Source organism: Asticcacaulis excentricus CB 48 (assembly GCF_000175215.2).
Lineage (GTDB): Bacteria > Pseudomonadota > Alphaproteobacteria > Caulobacterales > Caulobacteraceae > Asticcacaulis > Asticcacaulis excentricus.
Window position 1 is genome coordinate 1799579 of the sequence record NC_014816.1, and the last position, 12718, is coordinate 1812296.

The 12718-nt window shown below is 60.3% G+C and carries 9 protein-coding genes; all 9 read right to left on the reverse strand.

The genetic code is table 11. The features are described from left to right. Positions 1–12 precede the first annotated feature (12 nt). On the reverse strand, positions 13–1722 hold the full coding sequence (recN, locus tag ASTEX_RS08295; RefSeq protein WP_013479165.1) for a DNA repair protein RecN: 1710 nt from the start codon (positions 1720–1722) through the stop codon (positions 13–15). Between the two features lie 51 nt (positions 1723–1773). Continuing rightward, entirely contained in the window at positions 1774–2682 is a 909-nt protein-coding gene (locus ASTEX_RS08300; RefSeq protein WP_013479166.1) for an outer membrane protein assembly factor BamD, read from the reverse strand. A gap of 95 nt (positions 2683–2777) precedes the next feature. Continuing rightward, entirely contained in the window at positions 2778–3671 is an 894-nt protein-coding gene (gene lpxC, locus ASTEX_RS08305) for a UDP-3-O-acyl-N-acetylglucosamine deacetylase (protein WP_013479167.1), read from the reverse strand. Positions 3672–3877: 206 nt separating this feature from the next. Continuing rightward, entirely contained in the window at positions 3878–5536 is a 1659-nt protein-coding gene (gene ftsZ / locus ASTEX_RS08310) for a cell division protein FtsZ (RefSeq protein WP_013479168.1), read from the reverse strand. A 419-nt stretch (positions 5537–5955) separates the two neighbouring features. Then, positions 5956–7314 carry a cell division protein FtsA gene (gene ftsA / locus ASTEX_RS08315; protein ID WP_013479169.1) on the reverse strand — a complete coding sequence of 453 codons (1359 nt, stop codon included), beginning with the start codon at positions 7312–7314 and terminating at the stop codon, positions 5956–5958. A 12-nt stretch (positions 7315–7326) separates the two neighbouring features. Further along, entirely contained in the window at positions 7327–8211 is an 885-nt protein-coding gene (locus tag ASTEX_RS08320) for a cell division protein FtsQ/DivIB (RefSeq protein WP_013479170.1), read from the reverse strand. Positions 8212–8491: 280 nt separating this feature from the next. Further along, positions 8492–10393 carry an ATP-dependent zinc metalloprotease FtsH gene (gene ftsH, locus ASTEX_RS08325; protein ID WP_013479171.1) on the reverse strand — a complete coding sequence of 634 codons (1902 nt, stop codon included), beginning with the start codon at positions 10391–10393 and terminating at the stop codon, positions 8492–8494. Positions 10394–10484: 91 nt separating this feature from the next. Continuing rightward, entirely contained in the window at positions 10485–11765 is a 1281-nt protein-coding gene (gene tilS, locus ASTEX_RS19305) for a tRNA lysidine(34) synthetase TilS (protein WP_342626486.1), read from the reverse strand. Continuing rightward, complete coding sequence (locus ASTEX_RS08335) at positions 11756–12664, reverse strand: tol-pal system YbgF family protein (RefSeq protein ID WP_013479173.1); 909 nt, start codon at positions 12662–12664, stop codon at positions 11756–11758. Before ASTEX_RS08335 ends, tilS begins: the two co-directional genes overlap by 10 nt. Positions 12665–12718 lie beyond the last annotated feature (54 nt).

The following is a 12718-nucleotide window of genomic DNA, read 5'->3' on the forward strand; positions in this document are numbered from 1 at the left end:
GGAGGTGCTTTTCTACCCTTTCACCAACGCGATCGCGGCGGCGCGGGCTTCGGGGGTGATTTCGGCGCCCGACAACATGCGGGCCAGTTCTTCCAGCGTCTCGTCCTTATTTAGTTCGACGACGCGCGAGCGCATCCCCTCACCTGCATCGGCCTTCGACACCTTCAAATGCTGATCGCCGCGCGCGGCCACCTGCGGCGAGTGGGTTACGACGATCACCTGAGAGCGCTGGGCCAACTTCCGTAGACGCAAACCCACGGCATCTGCTACGGCACCGCCCACACCCTGATCGACCTCGTCGAAGATCATCACCGGACCGGCCGCGTCTTCGCCGCCCCGGGTCGATAGAGCCGCCTTCAGCGCCAGGGCAAAGCGCGCCAGTTCGCCGCCCGACGCAATAGCCGCCATCCCCCCCCAGTCAGCGCCTGGATTGGTGCGCACCTCAAACGTAATCACATCGCCGCCAGTCGCCCCGTATTTTTCCGGCTCAAGCGGGCGGAGGTTGACGCGGAAAGCCGCCTTGTCCAGCTTGAGCGGCACCAGTTCGGCCATTACGGCGGCACTCAACGCCTCACCGGCCGCCAGACGCTTCTGCCGCAGGTTTTCAACCGCTGTATTGAAGGCCTGCTCTGCGGCGGCAATCGCTGCAGCCAGCTTCTTCAGCTCAGCATCGGCATCTTCGATACGACCTAGAGACTGGGCGATCTCGGCGCGTTTTCGGGGCAGATCCTCGACCAAAATATTCAGCTTGCGCGCCATAGCCCGCAGGGCGAACAAACGCTCCTCAACGCGGTCCAACTTGCCTGGCTCTACGTCCAGCGCATCTGCCGCCGCATCCATCAGGGCTAGCGCCTCATCGGCGGCAATCAGGGTGCGGTCGAGCGCTTCGGCGGCATCGGAGAGCGCCTTGAGTACCGCATGACCCTCCCCCGCTCCGGCCTGCTGCGCACGGGTTCGGGCATGATCGAGGGCGCGAAAGGCCTTAGAAAGGCGCTGCGACAACTGATCGCCGCCGACCGTTGTGCGCGCCTCATTGATATCTTCTAGCGCCCGCTCTGAGGCCCCCAGAAGCGCGCGATCAGACGCGAGTTGTGCCTCCTCATCCGGCAATGGATTGAGACGGTCCAGTTCCTGAAGTCGCAAGGTCAGTTCTTCGATTTCGGCCGTCGCATTGTCCGATTGCCGCTTGAGGTCGCGGTACTGATCACGCAGGGCCTTGAGCGTGCGGAAGGCAGCCGCCGTGGCCACCAGCGCACCCTCACAGCCGCCATACGCATCGAGCATGGCCCCGTGCGTGCGCGGATCGAGGAGGCCAACCGTTTCATGCTGACCATGCACTTCCAGCAGGCCGTCACCTAGCGCCTTGAGCACGCTGACCGACACCGACTGGTCATTGACAAAGGCCTTGGAGCGCCCGTCACGGCTGACCACACGGCGCAGGAGCAACGGCTCACCAGGCTCTACGGCCAGCCCTTTGTCTTCGAGAAATTCATAAAGCGGGTGGCCGGCGCCCAGGTCGAACTCGGCGGTGACCGAAGCCTGTGGCGCGCCTGCACGGATCAGCCCGGCATCGCCGCGCGCACCAGTGGCCAGACCCAGACTGTCGAGAATGATGGATTTGCCTGCCCCGGTTTCACCGGTCAGTACCGAGAGGCCCTGCCGGATATCGAGATCCAGCCGATCAACGAGCACAACGTCTTGAATAGACAGGCGTGTGAGCATGAAAACCCTGACGAAAAAGCCGTGAGTCGGCTCACGGCTGTTTCTCTAAGATTACATCGGGTTGATGCGGCTTAGCCAGCTCTTTTTCTCTTTTTGTTCTTTTTTCGCGGGTTTGGTTTTTTCGGCAACTGGAAGTGGCTTGATGTCCATCGGCTGCCCACGTTCCTGCATAAGTTTGTAGGCCGCAGTGTACCAGCGATCGCCCGCATAGTTGTAGCCCAACACCGCCGCATTGCGGTTGGCTTCGTCGGTAATGCCCATCATCAGATTGGCTTCGACAAGGCGATAGAGAGCTTCGGGCGTGTGCGAAGTCGTTTGATAGCGAGTGATGACCGTCTTGAAGCGACCAATGGCCGCCAGCGGCTGGTTCTGCGCAAGATAGAAACGGCCAATTTCCATTTCCTTACCCGCCAACTGGTCATAGACCATGTCGAGCTTGACCTGGGCGTCCCGGGCATATTCGGTGCCCGGATAACGCTGCACGATTTCACGCAGATAGGCCTGCGCCGTCTCGGTATAAGCCTGATCCCGGCCAACATCGACGATCTGCTCGAAATAGTTGATTGCCCGCATGTAGTAGGCATAGGGGGTCAGGGGCGAACCCGGATAAAGCTTGATGAACCGCTCAGCTGCCGCCGTCGATTCGTTGTAATCATTGGCCTGATAGTGGGCGTAGATTTCCATGATGATCGAGCGGCGCGACCATTCCGAATATGGGTGCTGACGCTCCACCTCTTCGAAGTAATCCACCGCTTCGTTCCAGCTCTTTTCATCCAGACGCTGCATACCTGTATTGTAAAGCGCTTCGACGGGGCGCTCCTCATACACAAGACGCGTGCGTTGCTTGGGCTTACCGGCGCACGCCGTGAGGGCCACAGCCGCCAGCGCCGTCAGCAGCAGAAGCTTTGCCGAGGTCTTGCCGAAGGAGGGAGAAGCGATCGAAGTCGTATAGGCCGGCACGATAAATCCTCATCAGGCCGGTGTCAGTCGCCCGGCAGTCTTAACGCTTTATGGAGGATAGCTCTACAACGGCGCGCCACAAACGCCAACAGGTTTTAACCAACCTGCTGGAGCACGGGGGCGCGGGTCACGATCCGGTAGGCATCCGGTTGCGACAGTAGGGCACGGACCGCGGCATTATTAAGGCCGTGACCTGCACGGATTCCTTCAAACCTGCCAAGAATGGGCATACCGAGCACGTAGAGATCACCAATGGCGTCTAGCGCCTTGTGACGCACGAATTCGTCTGCAAAGCGCAGGCCTTCGACATTCAGCACACGGTCACCGTCGATGACAATGGCATTGTCCATCGAGCCGCCACGCGCCAGACCGGCTGCACGCAAGGCTTCGACGCCTTCGACAAAACCAAAGGTGCGGGCCGCGGCCAACTCGGTGCGGAAAGTGTCTTCTGTGACGACGATTTCAATTTCCTGATGGCCGATGACGGCGCTGGGGAAGTCGATTTCAAAGTGCATTTCAAAACGTTCAGCCGGATAGAAGGCCGCGCGCTTATCGCCTTCCACAACCACGACCGGCTTGAGAATTTCGATGACCTGCTGCGGCTGCGCCTGACGACGGAAACCGGCCTGATCCAGCAGTTGCACAAAAGGCTGAGCCGAACCGTCCATGATCGGCACTTCCGGACCATCTAATTCGATCAGGGCATTATCAACGCCCAGCGCAGACAGAGCGGCCATCAAGTGCTCAATAGTCGAAACGGATACGCCCGCTGCATTGGTGATGACGGTGCCTAAACGGGTCTGCGTGACCAAGTCGGCACGTGCCGGCACGCGATTGTCGCGGTCGCAGACGTCGGTACGCACAAACACGATGCCCATACCGGCGGACGCCGGACGCACGGACAGGCGCACACGTTGACCGGTGTGCAGGCCGACGCCCGCGCAGATGGCAGGAACGGCAATCGTATGTTCGTGGTGGTCAGGCGACATGGAACGCATAAACCCAAAAAAGAACGCGCGGAAAGGTTTCCGCTCACGTCAGTTTATACGCCCCGACACCCCCTCGCCTCAACTAAACATGAATTACGGTTTGTAACGCCATGATTAACGGGCGAGGCACCAACGTAACGCCTTCAAGCCAAAAGAAAAAGCCCACCGCGTAGGCGGTGGGCTTTAATCAGACACTAGGGTCTTCTTCAGTTCGCGAGGCGGCGAAGAAAGGATGGGATTTCAAGATCATCCTCCGCTTCCATACCCGGCAGAACGTCTGATTTGGCAGCGGTCTGAGGGGCCGCTTGCGGGGCTGATGCGGTCGCATAGGGGGATGGGGCCAGCGCCGAAGGCTGACGGTATTCCGGGGTCTGTGTCACCGGAACGTCACTGCGCTTGGGAAACAGCCCCCGCCACAGTCCACCACGATCTTCTTCACGGGGCGACTGTACGGCAGGACGGGCGGGCTCAGGAGCACGCGTAGTACCATAGCCTGCAACCGGACGCTGTGGAATTTCGCGCTGCACCTGCTGTGATGCCGGTTGAACGGCGGGAATATCGAAGTCGTCTTCGACCGACGGATCGACGATTTTCGCAATTATACGCGGCTCAGGCTGAGCCACAGGGGCCGGAACCGGCTGCGGCGCAGGCGCTGCGACGGCAGGTTCCAGACGCACCTCCGGCTGATAGACCGGTTGCACCGGGGTTTCGGCCACAGGGGCAGGTTGAAACGGAGCCGGTTGCGGTGCAGGCGCCGCAGCAGTCTGGCTGAGCGGGGCCTGAACGGCGACCGTCTGAACCGGCTGAGCCTGACCCGGACGGCCGGGTGTGATGTAGATAGACTGACGCGGTGGGGTCGAAGCCGAAGCCTGCGGCATCGGCGGTTGTTGCTGCGCGGCAGCGGAGTCCATGCCAGTCGCCACGACCGACACCCGCAACTTGCCTTCCAGCGACGGATCGAAGGCCGCGCCGAAGATGATGTTGGCGTCCGGATCGACTTCCGACGAAATGGCGTTGGCCGCTTCATCGACTTCGAGCAGGGTCATGTCGAGGCCGCCGGTGACATTGACCAGCACTGCCTTGGCGCCCTTGAGTGAGGTTTCATCGAGCAGTGGGTTCTGGATGGCGTTTTGCGCCGCCTGAAGCGCGCGGTCATCGCCGGTTGCTTCGCCCGTCCCCATCATAGCCTTGCCCATTTCGGACATCACCGAGCGAACATCAGCGAAGTCAAGATTGATCAGGCCCGGCAGTACCATCAGGTCGGTGATGGAGCGCACACCCGAGTGCAGGACCTGATCGGCCATGCCAAAAGCTTCAGCGAAGGTGGTGCGCTCATTGGCAATACGGAAAAGATTCTGGTTCGGAATGACGATCAGCGTATCAACATAGCGTTGAAGCTCCGCAATACCGGCATCGGCCAGACGCATACGATGCCGGCCTTCGAACATGAAAGGTTTTGTCACCACACCGACGGTCAGTATACCGCGTTCACGCGCCGTCTTGGCGATGATCGGCGCGGCGCCCGTGCCGGTTCCGCCACCCATACCGGCGGTGATGAAGACCATGTGCGCACCTTCAAGGTGCTCACCGATTTCATGCGCCGACTCTTCGGCGGCGGTCATACCAACTTCCGGGTGCGCACCCGCGCCCAGACCTTGCGTCAGAGAGACGCCAAGCTGAACGCGACGGTCAGTCTTGGCAAACTGAAGTTGTTGCGCGTCGGTATTGGCGACGACAAACTCAACCCCTTCGAGGCCCGCCTCGATCATGTTGTTAACGGCGTTGCCGCCCGCGCCACCGACGCCGAAAACGACGATGCGGGGCTTCAATTCCGTGGCGCGCGGCGCCGAGAGATGTATAGCCATGTGATCAGACCAACCTTCCGTGACCCTGTCCGGGCGACCTTTGTTCCCGTCCAATTATCGACCCGGCGCTTTTGCCAAAAGCGCTCACAAGCATCGATCATGAGACATCGAATATGCTTAATGAATAGTTACCCGATAACTTGAGTCGCAGCGATTTGAAGGTCTTTTTCAGATAAATTTTAACAAAAGTTACCGCTTGATGAATTTCCGTCCTGCCATCCGAATCAAGCGGCAGGCCACCAAGCGAAAATGGCCAAAATTACGGCTATTTATGCACAGAAGGTTAATCAGGAATCAGGAATCCTTACTCGCGCATTAACACGAGTACCGTGCAGCCACATACCGCTCAAACGCAAACGGGACGCCCGAAAGCGTCCCGCTAAAACTGTGGATTTCTTTCTGCGCAGTAGGGCAACCGGTTACAGATTTTGCTTGAGCCACTCCACCACGCGGCTCATCAGGTGCCCCTTGGCGGCGCTCGGTGCGTCCTTGGGCGACAGGCGCGCCGTCATGATTTTGCGAGCCGGCACCACATCGCGCGGACCATAGAGCGTGCGCAGTATTACGCCGGCACAGGCGGCAAAGGCCGGACCGGCAGCCGCGTCGGCCAGGTGTGGTACGCGCTTGGGCTTGCCCAGACGCACAGGACGGTCAAACACTCGGATGGCTAGTTCCCGCACACCCGCTAGCTGCGACGCACCACCTGTCAGAACAATGCCGGCACCGGGATCAATTGGCACGCCAGAGGCTTTCAACTTTTCACGCAGCAACTCAAAAGTTTCCTCAACGCGTGGCGCGATAATGCCTTTGAGTATAGAGCGCGGTACCGAAATCGGCGGGGCGCCGGCATCGTCACCGCGAGGCGGGGCTTCGACCATTTCGCGGTCTTCGTTGGACGAGGCGATGGCCGAACCATGCAGCGTCTTTACGCGCTCAGCGCCCACAAGCGTAGTAGACAAACCGCGCGCGATATCGGCCGTGACGTGGCTGCCGCCGACATTCAGGCAATCGACGTGCACCAACGCCCCGCCATAGAAGACGGCCGCCGTGGTGCAAGAGGCCCCCATGTCAATGCAGATGCAACCCAGTTCCTTCTCATCCTCTTCCAAGGCGGCAACGGCCGCCGCCAGAGGCGCGGAAACAATTGCCTGCACCTCAAGGTGCGCCATGCCGACGCACTGCATGATATTGTTAAAGAGGTTTTCGTCGATGGTGACGACCAGCAGCTCTAGGCCGAGTGTACGCCCCGTTAGGTTGCGCGGATCGCGCACACCGCTATGACCATCGACAGCCCAACTCACCGGCAGCAGGTGAATGGGGCGGCGATTAGGGAAACGCACCTGCGCCAGACCCGAAGCGATGGCGCGGTTGAGGTCATCATCCGAGATCGGTTTTACGCCGACAGACACCTGAGCGAAGACGCGATGCGACGCGGTCTGCGCGCCCGGGACCGAGACGCGGACCCCCTGTACCGAGACATTGGCCATGGCTTCGGCACGCTCAACCGCCTGAGCGATTGCGGTGGCGGCGGCTTCCATATCAATAATATTGCCCGCGCGAACGCCGCGCGATTGCACAAAGCCGACACCGGCAACGCGGATCGAATGATCGGCACTGCGCACACCGTCCGGCTTCATGATGAAACAGCCGATCTTTGAGGCCCCCAGATCCAGAGACGCAACCACGCCCGGCGTCAGTGCCATTACGGAGGATTGTCGCGAAGCGGCTTCGACGTGACGTCCTTCTTTGGCCAGTTTGCGATCTTCTAGACGCGACATGGACGGAGAACCTTAGGCTGCGGGTGCGGTTTCAAAGGGTTTGACGACCAGGGCATTAGGATCAGTCAAGTCAATGACCGCCAACCCCTGATCAAGAATGCGCTGCTGGCTAATCAGACCATCGAGACGGTTGAGGGCCTCATCCTGATCCAGCGCCGGCAACTTGATAATGGTGTTGTTCTTCAAGCGAATATCCCAGCGGCGCGTATCCACACGCACAAGTGCCCAGACCCGCGACATCAGCTCCGGACGCGCCTGCATCAGACGCAGGATATCGGCACTGGCCGCATTGGCCCCCTGCCCCACCACCAGAGGAAGGTCGAGAAAGTTGCCGGAACGCGCTTCTGGGATAACCTCTCCCGTATCGTCGATGACGTAGGTCTTGTTCTGATACTGCCACACGGCCAGACGCGGTCGCTCCACGACGCTGATGATCAGCTGATCCGGCAATTGACGGCGCACTACAGCCGATTTGACCCACCCAACAGATTCCACGTCAGCCTGGACTTTTTTGAGGTCCATTAGAGCCAGCGGCTGCCCGCGCTGAAACTGCATCGCCTTGCGAATATCTTCGCGGGCCACATCGGACACCCCTTGTAGGCGCACATTCTGAAGGTTGATGCCAACGGACGCAATGCGCGCATCCGTAAAATTCACAACCCCTGCACGCAGGGCTTCGGCACGCCCGCCAGTCAGCAGGAAGACGGCCATCAGGCCCGCCGCGCCCAGAAAGCCCAGCCAAGCCGTCAGCTCGTTGGGCATAGCCACACCACCAAGCAGGGCAAATTTTCCGGCTTCGACTTTGCGCCCGCCACGGCCACGCGGAGCCGTCTGACGGGGTGACGCTTTCGAAACCGGGGCCGCCTGACGGCGCCCGCCTCTGACGACGGCTGGCATATTCTGTCCTCGTGATCGTCCGCCCAGTAAGGGCCGGTGGCGCTTCAGCCCCCCGGAACACGGACACGCTCTGCGGTTCATTGAACCGGTACGGCAGTGCCCTAAAATCAGGAGGCTGGGAGCATCAATAGACCGCAACAACCTTAATGATCCGCTAACGAACGCCGCCTCAGGCAGGTTTTCGTTAGGCATATTTTGTGGAGCCTTTTCCTTCACTCCTCAAACCCAAAAGGCCTGCGCCGAACGGCGCAGGCCTTTTATCATAAAGCTACAAACGGTATCAGACGCCTTCCTTAACCTCCGGCACAACGGTTTCCGGCAATGGCTCCGGATCATCCGTTGTGGGCACCGCCAGGCGGGTGGTGTTTTCGATCAGAATGCCGGTGTCTTCGTCACGCACGATCTCTTCACCGCGCAGCACCTTTTCAATCTCTTCACCGCTGAGGGTTTCAACGTCCAGGAGGGTCTGCGCAAGACGGTGCAGGTTGTCGAGGTTTTCGGTCAGGATGCGCTTTGCCTCATCATAGCCGCCCTGCACCAAACGTTTGACTTCACCGTCGATGGTCTGAGCCGTTGATTCCGACACATCGCGACCAAAAGCCCCGTGCTCGTCCTCTGCATCCTTGTAGTTGACAAGACCCAGTGCGTCGGAATAGCCCCAGCGCGTGACCATCGCCTTCGCCAGACGGGTCGCCTGCTGGATGTCCGACGACGCGCCCGATGTGATCTGCTCTTTGCCAAAGATTAGTTCTTCGGCAACACGACCCGCCATAAGGATGGCCAAACGCGAGGTCATCTGCACATAGTTCTGTGAATAGCGGTCGCCTTCGGGAAGCTGCATCACCATACCGAGCGCACGGCCGCGCGGAATGATGGTGGCTTTGTGCACCGGGTCGGCTTCCGGGGCTTTCAGCGCCACGATGGCGTGCCCCCCTTCGTGATAGGCCGTCAGCTTCTTTTCGGCTTCGGACATGGCCATGGACCGGCGCTCGGCCCCCATCAGCACCTTGTCCTTGGCGTCTTCAAAGTCCTTCATGGTGACTAGCTTGCGGTCCTTGCGCGCCGCCATCAGCGCCGCCTCGTTGACCAGATTGGCCAGATCGGCCCCAGAGAAGCCCGGAGTGCCCCTCGCCACCACCTTGACGTCGACGTCTACCGCCAATGGCACATTGCGCATGTGTACGCGCAAGATTGCTTCACGGCCCGTCAGGTCGGGGTTCGGCACGGTCACCTGACGGTCGAAGCGGCCAGGACGCAACAGGGCGGAGTCCAGCACGTCCGGACGGTTAGTCGCCGCGATGATGATGATGCCTTCCTGGGCTTCGAAGCCGTCCATCTCGACGAGCAACTGGTTGAGGGTTTGTTCGCGCTCGTCATTACCGCCACCATGACCGGCGCCGCGATGGCGACCCACGGCGTCAATTTCGTCAATAAAGATGATGCACGGAGCATTCTTCTTGGCCTGTTCGAACATGTCGCGGACACGCGAGGCACCCACGCCGACGAACATTTCCACAAAGTCCGAGCCCGAAATCGAGAAGAAGGGCACACCCGCTTCGCCGGCCACAGCGCGGGCCAGCATGGTCTTGCCCGTACCCGGAGGGCCAACCAGCAGCGCTCCCTTCGGGATCTTACCACCCAGCTTCTGGAACTTGGTCGGGTCTTTCAGAAAATCAACCACCTCCTGCAATTCTTCCTTGGCCTCATCAACGCCGGCCACATCGGCAAAGGTGACACGGTTTTTGTGCTCGGTCAGAAGACGGGCCTTGGACTTGCCGAAGCCCATGGCCCCACGACCGCCGCCCTGCATCTGACGCATGAAGAACAACCAAAGGCCAACAATCAGCAGGATGGGCAGCAGGCCAGACAGCAATGACACTAGGAAAGGCTGGGTGACGGTCTTCATATTGACCTTCACGTTCTTGGAATCGAGCCAGTCTGCCGTATCGCTGTTAGGATAGGGGATGACGACCTTATGCTTCTGCTTGGCGCTGTCGGTAACCACAGCCTGATCGCGGTCGATGTCGGCCGATACGATCTGACCTGCATTGACCTGTTCCTTGAGCACCGAATAGCTCATTTCTTTCGGCGCATTCTGATAGGGGGTCTTGCCGACCACGGCATAGCCGACCATCAGAACCGCCAGAAGTATCCCGACAATCGTCAGAGCACGAAAATTCATAAGCTTCCTCACAAGCAGCCAGAGGGCTGCGGGTCTTGACAGCGGCCTGAAACCGCCTGTTGGTTGAACCTATATAGTAGGCTCTTTAACGCTACGCTACCGGCAGTCCGCAGGAAAACACAGGATGACAGACCTCCTTTTCGTTGCGGATGAGGCCGAGCGCCGCACCCAACCGGTCATACGTCACGTCTTGCAAATCTCCTGCCGCGAGCAGGCGTACCGATTCGTTGTGTTTCAGAACAGGCAAGGCTGCACGCACGGCAGGCGGCAGGCCTTTCAAACGAAGGCGCTCTTCCCGAGACAGAGCGTTAAGATGCCCCTTTGCCGGGACGATTTCGCCTCCGATGGTATAGGTGGGCACGCGGTAGCGTCCGTCCCATATACCGCCGATGCGTTCAGGACGTGACCCATTGCGGGTCATGTCGCCGGGCTCACGGCAGATCAGCCAGCCACCCTCGTGCGCTTCGATGCGTGCCCCGCACAGGGTAAAGCGCCTGCGCCCCGCAGAGGCGGCCGCGCGGATATGCGCAAGCTCCGCGTGACGCGGCAGCTTGTCTCCGCCCCCGGCGCAGACCACAAGGGCCGAGAGCATTTCAGGTGGCGGCAAGGTAGGTACATAGAAAAAGGCGGCCCCCATCTGTTTCACTTTTATGGATTCAGTCAAATCCGGCGAGCTGGGGGCCCGACGCCTATGCGTCTCAGAGGGCGTCACGCCCTGTTGCCGCACTCTCGCACGCAGATAAGCAGGGTTGGTATTGGCCGGGTCATCGACATAGGACATCCCCACCGTCTTTAGCCAGTCCCGCAACCGCGCCCGGCCGACGCCCAGCAGAGGGCGCAGGTAGAACATCCCCTCCCCCTGTGGCCAGAAGGGCGCAGGTGACCACAGTTTCGGTGCGCCGACCGTCGAGCCTTCGGCGCGCATGGCGGCGGCTTCGGCGACGTCATCGGCATTGTGGCCCAGACACAGTACGCGGATATCTTTCGCCCGCGCCGCATCGAGGATCAGATGATGCCGTGCCCGGCGCGCCGCGGCCTGAAGCCCGCTTCGCGGCTTATCGCCTTCCCAACGCAGGACGGTGAGCGGTAGCCCCAACTCGCGCCCCAGCGCTTCGACACCACGAGCCCACTCGGCGCTCTGGGGATTGACACCATGATCTACCGTGAACACCTCTAGCGGTCGCTGCCCCCACAACCACAAAAGGAGGAGAAGGGCCACAGAGTCTCCGCCGCCAGACACAGCGACCCCTACGGGCCGTCCCGCAGGGCCATTTAGATACTCCGCGAAAACCGAACAACTTGCGGCTATATCCGGAAAGCGCTCCAGCCCCACCGCAAGCCGAGATTTTACGTCAAGAGGTATTAGCTGCACTTGCCCTTCGTCGCCAACGCCTTCGCCTGCGACTTGATAGCCGCCGATGCGGCCGAGGCATACCGCTTGTTAAATTCCGAAATCGCAACACACGACTTCGGCGCATCGGTTTGCGCCAGGGCAGTAGCTAGTTTCACGGTCGCTTCGGGGGCCCAGCTCGTCTTGGGCCAGCCCTTCAGCGAGGTTGCATAGGCGGCCACAGATCCGGAGATATCCCCCTTGACGGTGCGGATCTGCCCCAGACGAAACCAAGCTTCCGGAGTCTGCGGCGCGGAGGCCCACTTGGTCGTAAACTCGGTAAAGGCGCGCTCGGCATCTTCCATCTTGCCATTGGTCAACAGGTCATAGGCCTGATTGAAGTCGCCCTCGGCCGTCCCGGTAGTGGGCGGCGGCGGCGGCGGTCCGGCCAGCGCCGCATCGATGTCTTTGAGGTGCGCTTCGGCCAGATCAAGACGTTGGATCAGCGTACCGATGCGCGCCTCCAGCCCGGCGGTCTTTTCATTGGCCTGACGGGCGGCGAAGCCGGCCTCTTCGATCTGACCGGTCAGGCGCGTAATCTGCTGCGCCTGATCATCGACCTTTCGCGACAAGATTTCGACCGTGGCTTGGAGCGCAACGACTTCGGGGTCTGGTTCGATCAGCGCGGGTGGGCCGGCATTCTTACCCGTCTTGCCTTCATAATTCGAGATCGCGCGTTCAAGCTTGCGTACATTGCGATCCAGGCGCTCCAGACGCTTCTTGTCCCATTCGACCGGAGGAGATTTGTCGTCGACCTCATCCTGATCAATCGAAAAGAGTTGAGCGTGGGCGGGTGTCGGCGCAACCGCACTCAGTGAAGCCGCCGTCGCAACGGCGATCGTCAGGGCGGAAAGAGTGGCCTTTAAACTCTGGCGGGTCATGCGTGTCCTGGAACCTGTGAGGCGCGTGTTCAAATACCTGACGTGCGCGCCTCA